This window comes from Candidatus Clostridium helianthi (genome assembly GCF_045310795.1).
GTDB lineage: Bacteria > Bacillota > Clostridia > Clostridiales > Clostridiaceae > Clostridium > Clostridium helianthi.
Window position 1 is genome coordinate 1 of record NZ_JBJIAB010000018.1, and the last position, 20,990, is coordinate 20,990.

At 32.2% G+C, this 20,990-nt stretch carries 20 protein-coding genes; 18 read left to right on the top strand and 2 right to left on the bottom strand.

Annotated elements, in window-relative coordinates:
* Window positions 1–259: 259 nt before the first annotated feature.
* Window positions 260–787 (bottom strand): TetR/AcrR family transcriptional regulator, encoded by a 528-nt coding sequence (locus ACJDTP_RS14375; RefSeq protein WP_406761608.1) that lies wholly within the window; start codon window positions 785–787, stop codon window positions 260–262.
* 562 nt (window positions 788–1,349) lie between these two features.
* Between ACJDTP_RS14375 and ACJDTP_RS14380 the strand changes: the two genes are divergently transcribed.
* Window positions 1,350–2,303, top strand: coding sequence for an SDR family oxidoreductase (locus tag ACJDTP_RS14380; protein ID WP_406761609.1), 954 nt, complete (start codon window positions 1,350–1,352; stop codon window positions 2,301–2,303).
* A gap of 18 nt (window positions 2,304–2,321) precedes the next feature.
* Window positions 2,322–3,194, top strand: a complete 873-nt coding sequence (locus ACJDTP_RS14385) for a carotenoid biosynthesis protein (protein ID WP_406761610.1) — start codon at window positions 2,322–2,324, stop codon at window positions 3,192–3,194.
* 243 nt (window positions 3,195–3,437) lie between these two features.
* Here the strand turns inward: ACJDTP_RS14385 and ACJDTP_RS14390 are convergent, their stop codons facing one another.
* A complete protein-coding gene (locus tag ACJDTP_RS14390) occupies window positions 3,438–3,623 on the bottom strand; it encodes a hypothetical protein (protein WP_406761611.1) in 186 nt (61 codons plus the stop codon).
* A gap of 213 nt (window positions 3,624–3,836) precedes the next feature.
* Between ACJDTP_RS14390 and ACJDTP_RS14395 the strand changes: the two genes are divergently transcribed.
* The 16 genes from ACJDTP_RS14395 to ACJDTP_RS14470 all read left to right on the top strand — a co-directional run bounded on the left by ACJDTP_RS14395 (window position 3,837) and on the right by ACJDTP_RS14470 (window position 20,854).
* On the top strand, window positions 3,837–4,397 hold the full coding sequence (locus ACJDTP_RS14395; RefSeq protein ID WP_406761612.1) for a class I SAM-dependent methyltransferase: 561 nt from the start codon (window positions 3,837–3,839) through the stop codon (window positions 4,395–4,397).
* Window positions 4,398–4,414: 17 nt separating this feature from the next.
* Window positions 4,415–5,101 (top strand): response regulator transcription factor, encoded by a 687-nt coding sequence (locus ACJDTP_RS14400; RefSeq protein ID WP_406761613.1) that lies wholly within the window; start codon window positions 4,415–4,417, stop codon window positions 5,099–5,101.
* Entirely contained in the window at window positions 5,098–6,180 is a 1,083-nt protein-coding gene (locus tag ACJDTP_RS14405) for a HAMP domain-containing sensor histidine kinase (RefSeq protein WP_406761614.1), read from the top strand. The genes ACJDTP_RS14400 and ACJDTP_RS14405 overlap by 4 nt, the downstream gene beginning before the upstream one ends.
* 116 nt (window positions 6,181–6,296) lie before the next feature.
* Window positions 6,297–7,229, top strand: coding sequence for an oxidoreductase (locus tag ACJDTP_RS14410; RefSeq protein WP_406761615.1), 933 nt, complete (start codon window positions 6,297–6,299; stop codon window positions 7,227–7,229).
* A 105-nt stretch (window positions 7,230–7,334) separates the two neighbouring features.
* Entirely contained in the window at window positions 7,335–7,754 is a 420-nt protein-coding gene (locus ACJDTP_RS14415; RefSeq protein WP_406761616.1) for an MFS transporter, read from the top strand.
* A gap of 80 nt (window positions 7,755–7,834) precedes the next feature.
* Window positions 7,835–8,008 (top strand): hypothetical protein, encoded by a 174-nt coding sequence (locus tag ACJDTP_RS14420; RefSeq protein WP_406761617.1) that lies wholly within the window; start codon window positions 7,835–7,837, stop codon window positions 8,006–8,008.
* Entirely contained in the window at window positions 7,983–8,474 is a 492-nt protein-coding gene (locus ACJDTP_RS14425) for an MFS transporter (RefSeq protein ID WP_406761618.1), read from the top strand. The genes ACJDTP_RS14420 and ACJDTP_RS14425 overlap by 26 nt, the downstream gene beginning before the upstream one ends.
* Window positions 8,475–9,268: 794 nt before the next feature.
* Window positions 9,269–10,528, top strand: coding sequence for a tetracycline efflux MFS transporter TetA(P) (tetA(P), locus tag ACJDTP_RS14430; RefSeq protein ID WP_406761619.1), 1,260 nt, complete (start codon window positions 9,269–9,271; stop codon window positions 10,526–10,528).
* Window positions 10,512–12,470, top strand: coding sequence for a tetracycline resistance ribosomal protection protein (tet, locus tag ACJDTP_RS14435; RefSeq protein WP_406761620.1), 1,959 nt, complete (start codon window positions 10,512–10,514; stop codon window positions 12,468–12,470). The genes tetA(P) and tet overlap by 17 nt, the downstream gene beginning before the upstream one ends.
* 387 nt (window positions 12,471–12,857) lie before the next feature.
* On the top strand, window positions 12,858–13,556 hold the full coding sequence (vanR, locus tag ACJDTP_RS14440; RefSeq protein WP_406761621.1) for a VanR-ABDEGLN family response regulator transcription factor: 699 nt from the start codon (window positions 12,858–12,860) through the stop codon (window positions 13,554–13,556).
* The gene (gene vanS, locus ACJDTP_RS14445; RefSeq protein ID WP_406761622.1) at window positions 13,534–14,679 is read left to right on the top strand and encodes a vancomycin resistance histidine kinase VanS; all 1,146 of its coding nucleotides are present in this window, start codon (window positions 13,534–13,536) and stop codon (window positions 14,677–14,679) included. The genes vanR and vanS overlap by 23 nt, the downstream gene beginning before the upstream one ends.
* Before the next feature lie 93 nt (window positions 14,680–14,772).
* Entirely contained in the window at window positions 14,773–15,660 is an 888-nt protein-coding gene (locus ACJDTP_RS14450; RefSeq protein WP_406761623.1) for a carbohydrate ABC transporter permease, read from the top strand.
* A gap of 131 nt (window positions 15,661–15,791) precedes the next feature.
* A complete protein-coding gene (locus ACJDTP_RS14455) occupies window positions 15,792–16,673 on the top strand; it encodes a carbohydrate ABC transporter permease (RefSeq protein WP_103698726.1) in 882 nt (293 codons plus the stop codon).
* Between the two features lie 28 nt (window positions 16,674–16,701).
* Complete coding sequence (locus tag ACJDTP_RS14460; RefSeq protein WP_242984860.1) at window positions 16,702–17,973, top strand: efflux RND transporter periplasmic adaptor subunit; 1,272 nt, start codon at window positions 16,702–16,704, stop codon at window positions 17,971–17,973.
* 30 nt (window positions 17,974–18,003) lie between these two features.
* Window positions 18,004–19,410: an ABC transporter permease gene (locus tag ACJDTP_RS14465; protein ID WP_406761624.1), complete on the top strand. Its 1,407-nt coding sequence runs from the start codon at window positions 18,004–18,006 to the stop codon at window positions 19,408–19,410.
* Between the two features lies 1 nt (window position 19,411).
* Entirely contained in the window at window positions 19,412–20,854 is a 1,443-nt protein-coding gene (locus ACJDTP_RS14470) for an ABC transporter substrate-binding protein (protein WP_406761625.1), read from the top strand.
* Window positions 20,855–20,990 lie beyond the last annotated feature (136 nt).

Genomic DNA, 20,990 nt, shown 5'->3' on the forward strand with positions numbered 1-20,990 from the left:
CACCGTCCTGTAAAGATTATTTGTGTGGTTATGATTAGTTTGTACAGAAATCGGAGTTTGGTTCATTGTATTTTATGGGATTTCTTTTTAATTACTTGTAAAGTGGTGTTTTAAGTTACTTTATAGTTTTAAAGAATTGAAATGGTGAGGCTTAATTATCCTTTAGTAACTGGAGAGCATTTAAAAACTGTCTCTACTATGATTAGTTTTTTTCATTTTGTAGTATTTTATATGTATTTCTTTGTTAGAAGAATTGACATTAAATATTGATTTCAGCAATAAGTTTAGCCATTTCTTCAACACTCTCCTTAGTATCATTATTTATCCATTCTATTAAAATGCTGTAGAGGCCACCCGATGCGTATCTTGTAAGATAATTATTATACGGCAAGTTATTACCGCCAATACTCTCAAGAAAGTTGAATAAATAACAACTCAATCTATCATAAAAGATATATATCAATCCTGACTTAATTAATACTTCAATAAAATCTTTCCTTTCTTTAAAATAAGAAAAGTAAAGCAATGCAACATCGTATTTTTCGCTGGACCTTGAACTTTTAACTTCATTCATAAATTCATCGAACAGCTCATCCAGATAGATAATGATGATATCTTCTTTAACATTATAGTTTCTATAGAAAGCCATTCTTGATACACCTGCAAGATTAGTTATCTGTGTTATGGTTACTTCATTAAACTGATTTTTTTCTAATAATTTCATCAGCGCAGTGAATATACTTTCTTTTGTGATTTTTTTTTGGACTTCGGTATAAGAATCAGGCAAAACAAATTCCTCCTTTATGTATCAGACGGCTTTGGGAATATAAATTTCAACAATTAACATTATAATATAAGAATCAATTTGTTACAAGTGTAACGTTACAAATGTAATTTAAAAAATGGATGACTACCAGTGTTCAGAAATAACAATTCTACAAATATCATTTCTTCTTCAGTGATTTTCTAAGATTTATAAGGGGGAGGTTATTGCATAAGGTACAAGTAAACTCAAACAGAGGTATACCTTATGATGTCCCATTGCAACCATATTGAAATCATGTGATTTTTTGAGCTTTAGTATATAAGTCATGCGTAACAAATTTTTCTCTATTGTAACAGACGACCTTGACAGTATTGACTTTAAGCAATTAGCGATATAATATAAGAATTAATCCGTTGCAAATGTAACGTTACAATTATAACGGCATAATAAAAATTATCATAAATTAACGGGATTTTATCTCAAGTAAAAAACAACAATGTCCAATTACAGGAGATTTCAAGAACACTTACCACAAGGGAGTCGCAACTTATTACATTAATTAGAGATAGGAAGGGGAAAAAGCATGAAAAAATCAGAAGAATGGATAGATATCAATATTCCCAAACAACATGGTCGTTCAGTTATCATTACAGGTACAGGTGGATTGGGATACGAGACGGCATTGGTTTTGGTTCGTGCAGGAGCAGAGGTCATTTTGGCAGGTCGTAATGAAAAAAAGGGAGCTGAATCAGTAAATAAAATTCGTACAATAGTTCCTTCAGCTAATATCCGCTTTGAGAGTATCGACTTAGCTGATCTTGCATCCATAGAAGCGTTTGGTGTTCGTATAAAAAAACAGCGTCAAAGCCTCGACTTACTTATCAATAATGCAGGTGTGATGACGCCACCACAGCGAAAAGTCACTAAGGATGGATTTGAGTTGCAATTTGGGACAAATTACCTTGGGCACTTTGCATTAACTGCTCATCTAATGCCGCTTTTAAGAAAAGGAAATAAACCGCGAGTGGTCACTGTCAGCAGTATGGCAAACAGAGAAAGAAAAGCTAAAATTAATTTTGATGACTTGCAGTCAGAGCGTAATTACGACTCAATGGAGGCTTATGATCAATCAAAACTTGCAGATTTAATGTTTACTTTAGAACTTCAACGTCGTAGTGATGCAGCAGGTTGGGGTATCATGAGCATCGCATCTCATCCGGGAATTTCAAGTACGGATTTGATGGCTAATGGTCCAGGTGAAAACAGTTTTTTAGCAAGGATGTTAAATATCTTTACATTTATGCGACAATCGGCTGGGGATGGAGCGTTACCTTCCCTGTACGCAGCAGCTGCACCAAATGCTGAAGGCGGAGGGTATTACGGACCGGGTGGGTTTTATGAAATTAAAGGCCTACCTGGACAAGCTAAGATACCGACTAAAGCACAAGATGTAAATGTTGCAAAACGCTTATGGGAAGTTTCAAAACAGTTAACGCGTGTAGATTTTGACAAGATAGCATCAATGTGTGAAAAATAAAAATAAGGAGGAAAAGCTATGTCAAATAGTTCAATTAGTTTAAATGAAAATATAATAACAACGAATAAAAATAAAGAATTTAGTTTTTTAAGATGGTCATTAATTGCAGTTATATTTATACTGTATACTTCAATTCTAGCTGCCCCACGCAACCTTTTAAGTGACGTTGCAAGGCCTGCGGGTGCTCTTTGCATATGCCTTTTGGCGTTTATGCATGGGGGTAAGCGTTATGGATTCAAAAATATGGCTATATTTTTTGTGGTTACGTGGATAGTCAGTAATTCCTTTGAGGCTTTAAGTATTTACATGGGGTTTCCTTTTGGGAATTATCACTATACCATGTCTGGTCCACGAATATTGGAAGTCCCATTATTAATAATGCCTGCTTACTTTGGAATGGGTTATATGGCATGGACTTTATCAAACATACTAAACGGACAGACTGGCAAAAGACTTAAAGGTGCTCATGTATTCCTAGTACCGTTAATTGCATCTTTTATTATGGTAATGTGGGATGTAGTTATGGATCCTATTACTGCAACAGTTTATAAAGTATGGATATGGGAGGATGGAGGCAGTTACTTTAACGTTCCAATTTCAAATTATTTAGGTTGGTTTTTAGTAGTCTATATATTTCTACAGATTTTTTCAATTTACATCTCAAAATATGATATCGTGGAAAAAAAGGACGATTTTAAGAAAACGTTCTGGCTTGAAGCATCAATCATATATGGGATACAAGGCTTGAGCTTTATAGGACAAGCTTTGGTGGAAACGGGAAATAGAGAAATATTTAGTTCGATGGGCTTAGTTTGTGTATTTACTATGATGTTTGTAAGTATTCTCTCCGCCATAACGATATACAATTCAAATGAGCTTAGATATAGATAAACAAGTTGAAAACTATACTTTAGCATAGAACTTACCGAAATAAGGTGCATGCATTTATTCCAGTTGCTGAGAATTTTGCTGGATGCATCTAAAGAATACTAGAATAGATATTCTAAACAATATTTATTCTCGAAGAATATTACCATAGAAGAATATACACCTATAAAAAAAGCAGCTATACTGCAATTCAGAACTTTCATACATTTAACAAGAGTGCGTCAGCAAAATCAAAAAATAACAAGTTCATTTGACAGTATATCTGAACTTAATAATCTCATTATGAAAATAAAAGCTCCAAGAATTTAGTAATCTTGGAGCTCTTAAGCTTGATAATTTAGGGAAATATAGTTGAACAGCTAATATATCTATTGATAACATATCTCCATTTTTACATTTATAAACTAATTCTTTAATGAAATTAAAATCCATACAGACCTCCCTATGCTTATTATATAAAGTGAAAATCAAAATCTTCGACTTTCTTCCTTGAACTTAGTTAACTCATTTATGAGTTAACAATATTTTCTTAAGAATTCTTAAGATTTTTTGGGGGAGAATATTAAGCTTTTATCTTTATACTAGGACCATGTAATAATTTTGATAGCTGTCCATCAATTATTAAAAATAAGGGGAAGATTTAGTGTGAAGATAGTGAAGTTTCTGAGAGAATATTTTAAATCGCCAAGAATTGTTGGAGCCGTGGCTCCTAGTTCGAAAAGGCTAGCTGAGAAAATGATCAGCGATATTGATTTTGAAAATGCAAAGTGCATAGTTGAATACGGACCAGGTACAGGTGTTTTTACAGACAAGCTTGTAGAGGGGAAAAGAAAAGACACAATATTACTGCTGTTAGAATTTAATAAAGAATTTTGTAAGCAACTAGAGGAAAGATATAAGGGATATGATAAAATTATCTTAAAAAATGACTCTGCTGAAAATGTAGATAAATATTTAAAAGAGCACAATATTAATGAAGTTGATTATGTAGTTTCAGGTTTACCTTTTGCAAGTTTACCTAAGAATGCTTCAAATAAAATATTAAGAAAAACTAGAAGTATATTGAAGAAAGATGGGGTATTTATAACTTTTCAGTACACTCTTTTAAAGAAAGAATTTATTGCAGGTTTTTTTAAAAAAATAGATTTAGAAAGAGTGGTACTTAATCTTCCTCCAGCTTATGTACTAAAATGTCAAAATTCTTAAAGCAAAGGAGTAACTTTATGTCAAACAAAATTTTAATAGTTGATGATGATAGTGAAATAAGAAAAATTACAGGGATATATTTAGAAAACGAAGGCTATGAGGTGTTAAAAGCAGAAAATGGAGAACAGGCTCTTAAATTTATTGATGAAAATAATATTGATCTTATTCTTTTAGATATTATGATGCCGATCATGGATGGAATAGAGCTCTGTATGAAAATTAGAGAAGTTAATATGATGCCTATTATATTTCTATCTGCAAAATCAGAAGACCTTGATAAAATTCATGGTCTGGCATCAGGTGCTGATGACTATATAACAAAGCCCTTTAATGCTATGGAACTTATAGCAAGAGTTAAGTCACAGATTAGAAGATACACAAGATACTCCACGCCTCAAAATTTAGCTAAGAATATAATTGAAATTGGTAACTTGATAATAAATACCGATACAAGGCAAGTGTATTCAGGAGGCAATGAGGTCAGACTTACACCAAAAGAATTTGATATACTTGAGCTTCTTGCAAGCAATAAAGGAATAGTTTTTAGTATAAAAAAGATTTACGAAAGAGTATGGGGAGAAATATTTTATAAATCAGATAATGCAGTGATGGTGCATATTACGAAGATAAGAGAAAAAATTGAAGAAGATCCAAGAAGACCTATATATATTAAGACTGTTTGGGGAGTTGGGTATAAGATATGAAATTTTCTATATTTACAAGAAAAATCAGTTTTGAACTTATATTATCAATTATAATTTCTGTCTCATTTGCATTTTTGTTAGTATATATATCTTCGACTTTTATTACTATACCTTATTTCTTGGCAAGAAATAACGCTGGGCAAGTAATAGATTATTGTATTATAAGCTTTCTTATCTCTGCAATTGGAATAGCAGCTTTTTTGGCCATTTTCTTATTATTAGTAAATAAGAAAATAAAATATATCAAATATATTTCTGAAGAAGTCTCTAAAATTGCAAATGAACAATTAGGTTCAACCTTGAAAGTACGTGGAAATGATGAATTAGCAGAACTTTGCAAAAGCATAAATTCTATGTCTTTGGAGCTAAAGGATAAGTTTGAACATGAAAGAGGAATAGAAAATACAAAAACTGAGCTAATAACCAATGTTTCTCATGATTTAAGAACTCCCTTAACAGCAATAATTGGATATATAGATATTTTAAAAAATGAAAAATATAAAAGTAGAGAAGAAGAGATGGAATATTTAATCTCAACATATAACCTATCAATAAAATTGAAAAATCTTATTGATGAATTATTCGAGTACACAAAGCTATCCAGTAGAGATATAACCTTAAAACTTGAAGAAGTGGATTTGAGTTCTATACTTATTCAAATGCTGGGAGAATATACTCCAGTGCTTGAAACTAAAGGTTTAAGCATTATAACAGATATAGCTGAAGAAATTCCTATTAAAATAGATATTGAAAAAATAGTGAGAGTTTTTGATAATATTTTAAATAATGCAGAAAAGTATAGTATTAAACCATCAGAAATAATTATCAAGGCAGAAAACATATCAGACTATACTCATATTTCTATTTCAAACAAGGGTAGACATATTGAACAGGATAAGTTAAATAAAATGTTTGAGAAATTTTATAGAGTTGATATTTCAAGATCCAGCAAAATTGAAGGTTCAGGACTGGGATTGGCAATATCACAAAAAATTATAGCACTTCATAATGGTGAGATTTGGGCTGACTGTGAGGATGATATGATAAGAATACATATTAAGTTACCTATTAGCAATTAAATTGCGTTATACTCAACAGTTACAATAAAACCAATAGATTAACATAAAGGTATGAAGTATACACAATACTCATTTACGGAATCTCAATAATTATAAAATAATAAGGAGCTGTTATTATGGCAGAAAATATGAAACAAAATTGGACTTCAAAAGATATTACTTCACAAAAAGGTCGATCAGTTGTTATTACAGGAACAGGTGGAATTGGTTATGAAACAGCATTGGAGATGACTCGTGCAGGAGCTGAAGTTATAATGGCAGGTAGGAATAAGGATAAAGGAGAAGAAGCTATAAGAAAGATTAAGAAAATAAATCCTTCTGGCAATATACGTTTTGAAAAGCTTGACCTAGCGGATCTTGCCTCTATAGAAGCATTTGGTGAACGAATGAGATCTGAGCGCAAAAGTGTAGATATTCTTATAAACAATGCGGCAGTAATGGCTCCGCCTAAGCGTTTGGTTACAAAAGATGGATTTGAACTGCAAATGGGCACAAATTATTTTGGACATTTTGCATTAACAGCACATATGCTTCCTCTTTTGAAGAAAGGAAATAAGCCAAGAGTAATCACCTTGAGTAGCTTAGCTCATCTTTCAGGAGTTATAGATTTCGATGATCTTCAAGCAGAAAGCAGCTACAACCCAATGGTAACCTATTCTCAGTCAAAACTCGCATGCCTTATGTTTGCATTTGAATTGCAACGACGAAGTGATGCGGCTGGCTGGGGGATTACCAGTATGAGTACACATCCAGGGATATCAAGAACGGAATTAATCCCTAATGGAGCTGGAAAGAATAGCCCAACTGGAATTGTAAGACGTTTAATGGGTCCGTTTTTATTTCAGCCAGCAGCTCATGGAGCATGGCCATCACTTTATGCTGCGACAGCAGAAAATGCAACAGGCGGAACATATTATGGTCCTTCAAAAATGAAAGAGATGAGAGGATATCCTACCATAGCTAAAATTGCACCACAAGCTCTGGATGTTAAGGTGGCTTCAAAGCTTTGGGAAGTATCTGAAAAACTGACGAATGTAAAGTTTATTTAATCAGAAAAACTTGATATTGTATAGCTTATAAATCACTTACGATAGTAAGTTGACTGCACGCTGAAACTTATAGAACATTTATAATCACATAATATGGAGAAAAATATGGATAGAGAAACAGCCTTGGAATCGATAAAAACACCTTTTAAGAGATTAATCGCAGGGATACTAATAAGTGAGGGAAGTCAGTTTATTGCCTTAATGGCCCCTTTGATGATAATTTTTGTTTTCAAAGTCATGGAAATTGATCCGGAGCACTATACAATATCATTTGGAATTATCACAGGATTTGGTGCTTTAGTTGCAGCTTTTGCAAATCCAAATGGAGATGCTTTAATTGATCGCACTAGTTTGAAATTTGGGCGTAGACGTACTTGGATACTAATGGGTTCTGTGCTTGGTTCTGCTTCGCTTATGGGGATCGCTTTATCAACAAATGTTTGGTTCATAGGTATGTTTTGGTGTGCAGCAAATCTATTTTTCAATTTTGGTACTGCTTCAGCTACAGCATTAGTACCTGACTAAGTAGATGAATCATGTAGGGGACGACATCAGGGCTTATAGGTTTGATTGTCCCATTTTCGGGAATTATTGGGATGCTTATTATGAATATTATGGGACAGACTCCATTAATTCTAAGGTTTACAGTTTTGGCTGTAATTGGTATAATAACGGATTTAGTAGGCGTTGCATTGATTAAAGAGGATAAGGTAGTTTATAGTTATAATGATGTCATCTCTAGCAGTAGGTTGTGTGATTGGAGGGATACTTTCGGATAAATTTAGAAAACAAAAGCTATTTATAATTATTTCTGGAATTATACTCGTGATAGGGGTTTCAATTAATATTTTTGCTCCTTCGGTAATTTACATAATGATAAGTGCTATATTTTACGGCTTTGGTTATGGTATGTTCTTAGCAGTTGATACTGCACTTATAGCAAGAATTCTACCAAATGAAAAAGATGCTGCTAAAGACTTTGGAATTATGAATATAGCTAATACAATTCCACAATCCATAGTATCTTTTAATTTATCGCGCTCTATTGGACAAACTACAGGGGCTGCTGTAATAGGTGCAATATTCTATCTTTTTAATAAAACTAAAGCAATGGATAGTTCAAGTCCTGAGAATATCACAGCAGGTATACATAATACTTTTTTAATCGCTGCACTGATAATGGCTTGCGGGCTAATCATAGGCGTAATAGCACTTTCATTAAAAAAGGAACAAGTGAATGGATAGAGTAGATAATATTCTTCATTATCAACACTATTATTTAACATAGCCTAAAAAATAAAAGCATTGAAAAAAATTTAAAATTCATATATGATGTAACTATACTAAAATATAAACATGAAAAGAATATAAATGTAAAGGTGATGTAAATATGCGCAAAGAGGTAGTTTTTAACTAAACTAACTGAATAAGGATTATTTTAAAAAGTATATGAAAAAAGCTTGAATAACTCAAGTTTTATTTGTGGTAGAATCAATTAATGAAAATATTGATATTGCCATGTTTATTTGTGTACTCTAAAAATAATCAGTATTATAATGAGCATGTTACGTCTTTATCTGCATAATAGGAAGCCGTGTTCTAAACACGGTATTTTTATGCCTATTTTTGCTACATTTATAGATATGTTATGAGATTTTAATTTGTATAATTTTGGAACGTTTAAAAAAATAACAAGTCAATCTGCGGAGCCTATTTTTCATTATACTGGGTCAGCAGATTGCCCTAGTAGGTCCGCTATGAGATCAATCTGCTTCCTTGCCTGATGAAAATAATCATGGCATTTTGGATTGTTATTTTCTTTAGTATCCTTTACCAATAAGTTATATAAATTAAAGTTGTATATTTCATGTTTGTATTTAGGTTATATGATTATAAGGCTGTAAGTGAATTATTATGTTCATTTGCAGCTTTTTTTTTATTTATTTTTAAGGAGAATATTATGAAAATTTATATATTTAAAATTGCAGATTACAAAAGAAAGACAAATTTTTTAAGAAATACTAGGATGGTGATTATTAATGGTTAATAAACTTTCAGCATATAAAATTTATTTATTATTTTCAGCTATTACTGCAATGTGTTTTTCGTTGATAGCGACAGTTATGATAGTGTATCACATTGAAAATGTTCATTTAAATCCACTTCAGCTTATACTTGTTGGAACTACTTTAGAGACAGCATGTTTCATATTTGAAATTCCTACAGGTATAGTTGCGGATGTATATAGTCGTAAACTATCTATTGTTATAGGTGCAGTTTTAACAGGGTTAGGACTTATTTTAGAGGGCTCTATTTCTAGTTTTATTTTCGTACTTGCAGCACAGATAGTATGGGGAGTGGGTTCTACTTTCATCAGCGGATCTCTTGAAGCATGGATTGCAGAAGAAGAGAGGATTAAAGATTTGGATCAAATTTATATGAAGGGGGCACAAGTAGGACAGATAGGATCAGTTATTGGAATAGTATTAAGCACTGTAATAGCTAATTTTTCTGTAAGATTGCCTATTATAGTTAGTGGAGTTTTATTTATTATTCTTTCATTATTTTTAGGGCTATATATGCCAGAAAATAATTTTAAGCCTTCTGCTCCAGAGGATTTAAATACATTCAAAAAGATGGGATATACTTTTAAGTCTGGTCTTAAATTTATAAAAAGTAAATCTATAATTATGATTTTACTTTCTGTAACTTTGTTTTATGGATTGTCGAGTGAAGGGTATGATAGACTTTCTAATGCACATTTTCTGCAAGATACTGCGCTTCCTAAGCTTTGGAATCTTAACCCAGTCACTTGGTTTGGGATTTTTGGAATTGCAGGAATGTTATTAAGTGCAATGGTTATGCATTTTATGTCAAATAGGCTTGATGATGATAAGAGTAATAATGGAAAGCTTTTGCTAGGTATAAATATAGTTTATATATTATTTATGTTCATATTTGCTATTACAAAAAACTTTAATTTAATGTTAATAGCGTATTTAGCGACAAATACCTTTAGAACTATAAATGAACCTATATTTAGTGCATGGCTTAATGGACATATAGACGATAAGGCTAGAGCTACTGTACTTTCTATAAATGGACAAATAAATGCCTTAGGTCAAATTTTAGGTGGGCCAATTATAGGGATTATAGCTACAAATATTTCAGTAAGTATTGGTATAGCATGTACTTCGTTATTAGTGACACTAGTATTGGTTCTATATATTGTTTCTATGATAATGGATAAAAAGGTGTCTGATAGAGTTGGAGGTGACGATTATGAAGAAAATAATTAATATAGGAATCGTTGCACACGTGGATGCTGGAAAAACAACAATAACAGAGAATTTATTATATTATAGTGGGGCCATAAAATCTGTTGGAAGGGTTGATTTAGGTAACACACAGACAGATTCTATGGAGCTTGAACGTAGGAGAGGAATTACTATTAAATCTTCAACCATATCTTTCACTTGGAATGATATTAAAGTAAATATTGTTGATACTCCAGGACATGTAGATTTTATTTCAGAAGTTGAACGTTCATTAAGAGTTTTAGATGGAGCAATAATAGTTATATCAGGAGTAGAGGGGATTCAGTCTCAAACAAGAATATTATTTAATACATTAAAGGAATTAAATATTCCAACAATAATTTTTGTGAATAAGCTGGATAGAATTGGAGCAGATTTCAATAAAGTATTTGAAGAAATAAAAAAGAATATGTCTAATAAAGTTGTTAGATTACAAGAAGCATATGATGTGGGAAGTAAAGATGTTTATTTAAAAAATTTATCTGATATATGCATGATAAATAATGATGCAATTGATGTTATATCAGATTTAGATGAAGTGTTTTTGGAAAGATATATAAGTGGGATAGAGACTGATAAAGAAGAAATACAAGAAAAACTTTCATTATATGCAAGGGAAGGAAATCTATATCCAGTATTTTGTGGTGCTGCAGCAATTGGACTCGGCATTGAAGAGTTATTAGATGGAATTTGCAGCCATCTTCCGTGTGCAAATGGTGATTCTGAAGATGATTTATCTGGAGTTGTATTTAAAATCGAAAGAACAAGTGCAAACGAAAAGAATGTTTATGTAAGATTATTTAATGGAAAAATATCTGTAAGAGATAAAATTCAAGTACCCAATAAGGATATAACAGAGAAAGTAAAAAAAATTAATAGTTTAGAAAATGGGAAAATTATTGAGGCTCAGAGCATAGAAGCAGGGGATATAGGTATTTTATATGGCCTTGCGAGTTTCCAAGTTGGAGATGTAATCGGAATTTCAAATAATAAAATTAAGAATATATCCATGGCTAAACCAACATTAAAAACAACGATTTCTGCAATTGACAAAGAAAAGAATTCAGAGTTATTTAGGGCATTAACACTACTTACAGAGGAAGATCCACTATTAGAATTAGAGATGAATGATATAGATAAAGAGATTTATGTGAATTTATTCGGCGAAGTTCAAATGGAAATACTAAGTTCTATACTAAATGATTTATATGGAATAAAAGTAGAGTATTCTAATATTCAAACTATCTATAAGGAGGCACCTAAAGGTGTTGGAACATCAATAATGCATATGCAGGAAGGCTTGAATCCTTTTTGGGCAACAGTAGGATTGAAAATAGAACCAGCAGGAAGAGGTGCAGGTCTTAGATATATATCTAATGTTTCAGTAGGGTCATTGCCGAAATCTTTTCAAAATGCAATTGAAGAAGCAGTTATTAAGACTAGCAAACAAGGACTATTTGGATGGGAGGTTACAGATGTGAAAGTTACACTTACCTGTGGTGAATTTTTTAGTCCAGCCAGCACCCCAGCAGATTTCAGGAATGTGACGCCTATGGTATTCATGGAAGCATTATATAAAGCACAAACTGTTTTATTAGAACCATTACATGAATTTGAATTAAGAATTCCTCAAAATGTTTTAAGTAAAGCGATTTGGGATTTAGAATCTATGAGAGCTACCTTTGATAATCCTATTGTTATAGAGGATGAATTTTCAATAAAAGGGTTGATTCCAGTAGAAAATTCGAAGGAATATAAAATGAAAATAGCTTCATATACAGAAGGTAAGGGAATGTTTATGACAAAATTTTATGGACATAAGGAAGTTCCAGCTGAATTTGCAAAGACACGTCAAAAAACAACTTATGATCCATTGAATAAAAAAGAGTATCTGCTTCATAAATTAAACACAATTAGAGATTAAATTTAAATGATAAGTTAAATTTTTATATAACATTTAAGATAAGAGTATAGAAATCTTAAATGATTATTACAAATAAATGAAATTAGTTATTAAGTAAATTGGATTATGTTAAAATATAACGAATTAAATTAAAATAGAAACTAAATATATATTATAACTTTGTAAAAGGGATGAATATTTAAGAGAAACAAAATCAGATGAGAAATTTTATTCTAACTTTTATAAAAAACATTAGAGAATTTTAAGGAGTATTTAAATGATTTACATAAAGATTAAAGCATATATTAATAAAGCCTTAAGGTTTTCATAAGAAAATTAATATGATATAAATTTTTGTTTTGAATTATTATAATAATGAGTGTTAATCAGGAAGAGGGGATAAAACTTATGAATATAAATATTTTGATTGTAGACGATGAACAGTCCATAGCGGACCTAATTGAAGTTTATTTAAAAAATGAAGGGTTTACGATATACAAATTTTATAACGGTCAAGATGCATTACAGTGTGTTCAGTCGGAACAGTTAGATCTTGCGATACTTGATGTCATGCTGCCGGATATTGATGGCTTTACTCTCTGTCAGAAAATTAGGGAAAATCATAATTTTCCTATTATTATGTTGACTGCTAAAGAAGAAGAAATTGATAAAATTACCGGATTGACACTAGGTGCAGATGATTACATAACAAAACCGTTTCGCCCTTTGGAGCTTGTCGCCCGTGTAAAGGCACAGCTCAGGAGATTTACCAAATATAATTCTTCAGAGCCAAACCAGGAAGAACACTTAATTGCCTTTTCCGGCTTAGTATTGGATAGGGATACCCATGAATGTATGCTAAATGAAAAAAAGCTATCTCTCACTCCTACAGAGTTTTCAATTCTTTGGGTTCTTTGCTCAAATCGCGGACGAGTAGTAAGCTCGGAAGACTTGTTCCATGAAGTATGGGGAGATAAGTATTTCACTAACAGTAATAATACTGTAATGGTTCATATTAGGCATCTAAGAGAAAAAATGCACGACAACGCGGAACATCCTAAATATATCAAAACGGTATGGGGGGGTGGCTATAAAATTGAAAAGTGAGACAGATAAAAGAAAGAATGACTATATAAAATTAAAAAGGAAAGTATTTTTTCAAATGCTCCTTATTATTTTTACCGCGGTTGCAACTGTTATCTTCCTGCGCTTTATAATTCAAAAGAATTTTAGTATTAGTGATAGCATTGTCCGTTTTTTTAAGAATACGTTTCTTTTGAATGATAATGATGCTGTGAAAATTTATCGGTATGCATTTCTTAATAATATGAGCGTTATTACATTTTTTGTAATTCTAATATTCTTAGTTATATTACTTAAATTTACAATTTCGTGGTTTACCAAGTATTTTGATGAAATTAGTGCTGGAATGGATAAACTTTCTGAGGAATCTGATGATGAAATTACATTATCTCCAGAATTGGATTTTATGGAAAATAAGCTAAATCAGATAAAAAGTAACTTGGAAAAACAAAAGAAGGCTGCTCTTGATGCAGAGCAGCGCAAAAATGATTTAGTAGTTTACTTGGCTCATGATATAAAGACACCTCTGACCTCCGTTATAGGATACTTAAGCCTTCTGGATGAAGCTTCTGATATGCCTCCAGAGCAGAAGGCAAAATATGTGGGTATTACCTTGGAAAAAGCTTATAGATTAGAGGAACTTATAAATGAGTTTTTTGAGATCACAAGATTTAATCTTCAAACCATTATTTTGAATAAAGAAAAAATTAATTTACTGTTCATGCTCCAGCAGTTGGCAGATGAATTTTATCCAATGCTAACTGCACAGGAAAAAAAGGTATCCGTCAATGTACCTGATGGCCTTGTACTGCTAGGAGATGCAGACAAACTGGCTCGCGTGTTCAATAATATTTTGAAAAATGCTATAGCCTATAGCTATGAAAACAGTATTATCGACATTTCTGCTAAGCAACAGCAGAAAAATATTGTTATAACTTTTATTAATCAAGGGAATCCAATCCCACAAGGAAAGCTTGACACTATTTTTGAAAAGTTTTATAGATTAGATTCTGCACGTTCCACGAACACTGGTGGAGCAGGGTTAGGTTTGGCAATCGCACAAGAAATTGTCAAGGCTCACAATGGAACAATCTCTGTGGAAAGCAACCTAGAAAATACCACATTTACTATAAGTATTCCATCATAAGAAAATCTTAAGAAGTTCATAAGATGGAATTCCAAAATAGCTCCTTATTCTGTGTTTAAATAATATCAGCACAGAATAAGGAGTTGTTTTATTATGGAACGAAATGCAAAAAAGGAGAACTTTAAATCAAAGGATGCTAAATTGGCTATACTTTTTCTTGCCCCCAGCATAATAGGTTTTTCTATTTTTTACGCAGTTCCTTTTATTGGAGGTTTTTACTATTCTATTGTAAGCAGTCCAATTAATGGGGAATTCGTAGGTCTTAAAAATTATATAGATTTGATAAAGAATCCAAGTTTTATTAAAGCTGTAACCAACACGGCTTTATTTACTTGCTTGAGCGTGCCTCTCAATATTGTGTTATCCTTACTGCTTGCGCTTATTCTATCCAATAAAGCAATAATAGGCAGAGAAATTTTCAGAACCTTGTTCATAACACCACTGGTTGTCCCGGTTGCCTCGGTAGTTCTTGTTTGGCAGTCTTTGTTTGATATTAATGGAGCTTTAAATGGTGTGATAACTCTATTCGGATATGCCCCTGTGGATTGGATGGAAAGCGACTTGGCGAGGATTGTTATAGTCATTGTTTACCTGTGGAAAAATATTGGGTACAGTATGGTGCTTTTTTTGGCAGGATTGCAAAATATACCTGCTGAATACTATGAAGCCGCTAAAATTGATGGCGCAACTCCATTTAAGCAATTTACAGGTATAACCTTAGTTTACCTTACACCAACAACATTTTTTGTTTTTATTATGTCTATAATAAATTCCTTTAAGGTTTTCAGAGAGACTTATCTCATCTCAGGAGACCACCCTAACAGCAGTATTTATATGCTGCAGCATTACATGAATAATATGTTTGTGCAGTTAGATTATGAAAAACTAACTTCAGCAGCCTTTATTATGGCATTCTTCATAGTATTCATCGTTTTTATACTATTTTTTATAGAAAGAAAAATTAATAAATCACTAAACTAGTACAAATTAGTATTATACTTCGAAGAAAGGAGATAAAAGTTCTAAATGTAAATGGACTTTTGTAGGAATCCTAGTAAGTGGAGACCGATTGAGATAGGCTATCCATTGTTTTGAATGAAAGGAGAAACTCAATGAAATACAGATTTAAGAGGATACTGATTACAGCATTACTATCATTAATGGCGATAGGCTTTCTTTTTCCTTTAGTGCTTACAGTTTCAAACTCTTTCATGAGTGAGACTGAAATAACATATAATTACAGCATGATTTCAGAGTCAAGCAGTACAAGTTCATCTATAGCTGATTCGTCAAATAAATATGCCAGTTTGAGGCTTATCCCAGAGGTCGTTGTAATAGAACAGTATTATAATGTGCTCGTTAAGAAGCCTCAGTTTCTTTTTATGTTTTGGAATTCAGTGATTATTACTGTTCCTATTGTCCTTGGACAAATAGTTGTTTCTTGTTTGACAGCTTTTGCTTTTGCTAAGCTTAAATTCAAAGGTCGGGATCAGTTGTTTTTTATATACATAATCGTAATGCTCTTGCCCTTTCAGGTAACCTTAGTTCCCAACTATTTGGTTGCTGATAAATTAGGTCTTGTTAACAACTATCTATCCATTATATTACCTGGAATTTTTAATACCTTTGGAGTATTTCTTATGAAACAGTATATGGACCAGATACCCGATTCTTACATAGAAGCTGCAAAAGTAGATGGAGCAAGTCAGTTTACAATATTTTTTAAAATCATTTTACCTATGTGCAAAAACGGAATAGCAGCAATGTTTATTTTAGTTTTTATAGACAACTGGAATATGGTAGAACAGCCTCTTGTTTTTCTTAGAGATGCTGCCAAGCAGCCTCTTTCGGTATATCTATCCAGAATAATCAGCGGTGAAAGAGGACTTGCCTTTTCAGCATCTGCAATATATATGCTGCCCATGCTCCTAATCTTCTTGTTTGGAGTAAACTATTTAATTGAAGGAATTGAACGTTCCGGAATCAAAGAATAAAACAATCTATTAATGGAGGTATGAAGAATTGATCCGTGCGCAACTCATTGAGTATACGAAAAGAAAGAAGCTTACAGGCAAATTGTTAATTACATTCATAGTGATGATGGCATTGTTAACTTTTTTCTCAAATACTATTAATAATTTTACTCTATCAAGAATCACTGTTGATACAGCAGTGAGCGGAGCACTTATTAAAGAAATAAGCGGTAAAGGTACTGTAACAGCCAACTCAATTTTCGAACAGTATATAGATGTAGGAAACAATCTTTTAGTAAAGAATGTTAATGTCAAACTTAACGATACCGTAAAAGAAGGACAGCCAATAATAACCCTTGATATAGGAGATATCAAATCAAGCTTACAGGATGAGAATGCAAAATACCGTCAGATGCAAATAGTCATTGATAAACTAAATGATAGCTCTAATCTGCTGAAACTAAATAATGATATTGAAACTGCTCTAAAAAATAAAAACCAAAAATCCAAGAGCTACCAAGATATAAAAACCCTCTTTGATTCTGACTTTGAAACTGCAAATAATCTGCAAAATGCTAAAGCTGATATGGATGAGGCTGAAAGGAACTATAACCTAGCAGTACAGACTAAAGAAGCATATATAAAAACAAATCAAGAGGATATTGAAAATGCACAGCTTAACTTAGAAATTGAAGCAAGAAAAATAGATTCTTTAAACAAGCAAATTGCTAATGGTGGAGTATATACAGCACCCTCTGATGGAGTAATCACAGAGCTAAATTTCAATGAAGGTTCCTTGGCAAATAGCTCCAAAGCTTTATTCAAATTAGCTGAAACATCAGGAGGCTTTCAGGTTTCTATTTCAGTAAACAGTGACCTTGTAACTTTTGTTAAATCAGGAGACTCAGTAGATGTGGAGATTACCTCTCTTGAAGATAAAATAATCGCCGGAAAAGTATCTCAAATAAAAGCAGATTCTAAAAATGGAGATAACAAAGAACTTATTATAGACTTAAATGATCCAGATCTTCAAGGTGGAGAGAATGCGGAGGTTAACATAATTAAACAGACTAAACAGTATTCTACCTTGGTGCCAAACAGTGCTGTTTATACAGACAATAATGGCACTTATGTATTCTCAGTAATAGAAAAGGAAGGCCCGCTTGGAAAAGAAAGTTTTGTTAAAAGAGTAGATATTATTGTGGAAGACTCTGACAGTACTAATTCAGCAGTGATAAAAGGTCTAGACTCTAGGGATAAGATAGTGGCTAAAAGTACGAAATCCTTATCCGATGGCGACAGAGCAGTAGTAGAGAAATAGGCATATAGCCTAAAGAAAAGAGGTGAAAGGTTGAAGTCGTTTAAGCTACCTTATATTATTCTGGCAGCAGGTGTATTTATTTTAATTTTTAATATCATACTTGGAGGCTCCTTAACATCAAAATATAGCGAAATAAACGGAAGCTATAAAACAAACAAAGTCGAAGTCAATGTACTAAATAATTCAAATTCACTAGAAAACAGCTCATTTAGTCAAGATGATATGCAGCATCTCCAAAAGTTCGCTTTTAAAAATACTACCACAGCATATGTAGCTGAGAAGAAATCCTCTGTTTCCTATAAAAATAGCCATAGTGATGCTGAAATTTATGGTATTAGTGATAAATATGCTATGTTTCATCAAATTAAGCTGAAATCTGGAAGTCTTGTAACTCCAGGAGATAAAAATGAACTTGTTGCAGTAGTAGATGAAACCTGTGCTGAAGCACTTTTTAATAATGATAATGTGGTAGGAATGCATATAGAACTCTTTAACCAGAAGTTTAAAATAATTGGTGTTATAGACTCAGATAAATCTATTCTGCAGATTCTCACTGAAAATGGCCTTGGTAGTGTTTACATACCAGTTGAGCAAATGCTCTTATATGATATGGATTCAAAGATTACTTCCTTTGAGGTAAATCTCTCAAGCAGTGGCACAACGGGTCAGAATATTAGTAAAGTCACTGAAGCTCTAACTTCTATTGGAAAAAGCGCAGATAATTATAAGATCATTGATTACAATATTGAAAAAGTAATTTTGGCACAGAAAGATTTGTTGATGGTCTTTATCTTAGGCATAGTTTCAATTCTCATATTACTGCTTGCTGTAAAAGATAAGTCAGTATATATATGTTCAATGATAAAATCAGATCTCAAAGGGAATTATTTGAAAGATGTTTTAAGAATGAGATCTGCTCTGGTTATCATTTCAGTAGTAGAAATAGCTTTACTTGTAACCTTTATATATCTTATTTGGGTCACAGTAAAATTCAATATATATATTCCACCAAACTTTGTGCCTTCTGAACTAATTGATACAACCTTTTACTCTGATCTTTTTAAGAGTTTAATACAAGATAAAGTCAGAAATGTAGGCTACGTTCCTACCTATCCTGAGATGAAGTTAAATTTGTTAAGCATAATGCAAAACATAAGTTTTTCCATTGAGCTGCTGACAGGTTTTCCATTATATTTCCTTGCACTTAAACTTTTAAAGCTCAAGGAGGAAAATGTATTTAAAACATTGTTATATTGCTGTATTTTACTCATTTTATTAGTAATACTAGCTTTAATTATCTTACTCATATTGAAAATGCCTATCACAATTAATGTTAAAGGGGTAATATTAGTTTTTACTTTTATATTTCTTACGCTACTACGGTATTTGGCCATAAAAAATAAAATTTATATAGATAACAAAGAGGAGTGTATTTAAAATGTATAAAAACAAATTATTTAGAATCAATATTTCAAAAAAACTTACATGTCTAGGCCTAGTCGTGTTAACGGCAATTGGGACAGTTGGTTGTAAAAGTACAGCAAATAACAGCAGTGCGACAAATACTTCGGGTGATAATACCTTAACTATTTCTGTAATAACAAAAGATAATTATCTTGATACGGCCATAAAAAAATACCAGGAGCAGCATCCAGGTACAATTATTAACGTTAAAGAATATACGTCTGATCCACTGCAAGGAGGAAATGAGGGGAAAGTTTCTAGGCGTGTAGAAGATGAAAAATCTGAGGATATTGAAAAATATGTTACTGCCATGAACACAGAACTTATGTCAGGAAAAGGCACCGATATTATATCCTTAAACACTCTCCCATATGAAAAATATATTGATAAAAATCTGCTTGCAAATTTAAGTGATATGATTAAAGATGACAAGAGCTTCGACTTAAATAATTATTACTCAAATGTTCTTGATGCCATGAAGTATAATGGAAATTTGTATAGTTTTCCTCTAAGCATAAACATTAATGTTTTGGAGGCTAACAAGGCATTACTAGATAAATACAATATTAAGGTGGATGATGATAAATGGAACTGGAACGACTTTGAGGGTATCGCAGCTAATATTGTAGACGGCAGCAAAAAAGATGGCATGCAAGGAATATATGCCTTGTCAGGAGTAGATGGAAGTATGCTAGTATCTTACCTTGTTTCTGAAAACTATAATAAATTTGCAGATAAAAACAAAAAAACTTTAAGCTTTGATTCAAAAGAATTTATTGATATTCTTAATTTAGCAAAATCCATGATAGATAAAAATTATGTAAATACAGATACTACTGATGGGAAAACAGATGACCTGACTAATAGAGGAGGAGTAGTATTTAGCCCAACTAAGCTAAGCATGTATTTTGATTTAATGCTTACAAAACAAGTTTATGAGGGCGGAGTGGATTTCCTAAAGTATCCAGGCGAAGGAGACAATTTGTCTTTCACTGCCACTGCAACTTTCGGAATTAATAATAAATCCTCAAATAAAGATCTTGCCTGGGATTTCCTTAAATTTTTAGTTTCTGATGAGATGATGTCGGAGTCTTCTTGGACTAGCTTTCCAATTAAGAAGACTGCATCTTCGAAAGCTGCACAGGACACAATAGATATGTCAAAGAAAGCTATAGGGAATGATAAGCTAAAGTTCGCTAATAAGGGTCAAGTTATAAAAATTACCAAACCTCTTACTGAGGAAGATGTTAATATAGTTCCTGAACTAATTAGCAAGGCAAAAAAATATGCACCTGTAGACCAAAAAGTATTAAATATTGTACAAGAAGAGAGTAAAGACTTTTTTGATGGTCAAAAGACTGCTGATGCTACAGCAAAGACTATCCAGGACAGAGTAAGTACTTATATAAACGAATAATTGAAAGCAGCAGATGGAATATGAATTCTATTCAATACAGTAAAGCTTCTGCAATAAGAAAATCTTAAGAATTCCATAAGATAGAATTCCCAAATGGCTCTTTATTCTATGTTTAAATAATATTAGAACAGAAGAA

What these genes read in the sequence shown, in the direction of transcription:
- ACJDTP_RS14380 (WP_406761609.1), top strand. Translation starts at nt 1,350, where the DNA reads ATGAAAAAATCAGAAGAATGGATAGATATCAATATTCCCAAACAACAT.
- ACJDTP_RS14385 (WP_406761610.1), top strand. Translation starts at nt 2,322, where the DNA reads ATGTCAAATAGTTCAATTAGTTTAAATGAAAATATAATAACAACGAAT.
- ACJDTP_RS14390 (WP_406761611.1), bottom strand. Translation starts at nt 3,623, where the DNA reads ATGGATTTTAATTTCATTAAAGAATTAGTTTATAAATGTAAAAATGGA.
- ACJDTP_RS14400 (WP_406761613.1), top strand. Translation starts at nt 4,415, where the DNA reads ATGTCAAACAAAATTTTAATAGTTGATGATGATAGTGAAATAAGAAAA.
- ACJDTP_RS14405 (WP_406761614.1), top strand. Translation starts at nt 5,098, where the DNA reads ATGAAATTTTCTATATTTACAAGAAAAATCAGTTTTGAACTTATATTA.
- ACJDTP_RS14410 (WP_406761615.1), top strand. Translation starts at nt 6,297, where the DNA reads ATGGCAGAAAATATGAAACAAAATTGGACTTCAAAAGATATTACTTCA.
- ACJDTP_RS14415 (WP_406761616.1), top strand. Translation starts at nt 7,335, where the DNA reads ATGGATAGAGAAACAGCCTTGGAATCGATAAAAACACCTTTTAAGAGA.
- ACJDTP_RS14420 (WP_406761617.1), top strand. Translation starts at nt 7,835, where the DNA reads ATGAATATTATGGGACAGACTCCATTAATTCTAAGGTTTACAGTTTTG.
- tet (WP_406761620.1), top strand. Translation starts at nt 10,512, where the DNA reads ATGAAGAAAATAATTAATATAGGAATCGTTGCACACGTGGATGCTGGA.
- vanR (WP_406761621.1), top strand. Translation starts at nt 12,858, where the DNA reads ATGAATATAAATATTTTGATTGTAGACGATGAACAGTCCATAGCGGAC.
- ACJDTP_RS14450 (WP_406761623.1), top strand. Translation starts at nt 14,773, where the DNA reads ATGGAACGAAATGCAAAAAAGGAGAACTTTAAATCAAAGGATGCTAAA.
- ACJDTP_RS14455 (WP_103698726.1), top strand. Translation starts at nt 15,792, where the DNA reads ATGAAATACAGATTTAAGAGGATACTGATTACAGCATTACTATCATTA.
- ACJDTP_RS14470 (WP_406761625.1), top strand. Translation starts at nt 19,412, where the DNA reads ATGTATAAAAACAAATTATTTAGAATCAATATTTCAAAAAAACTTACA.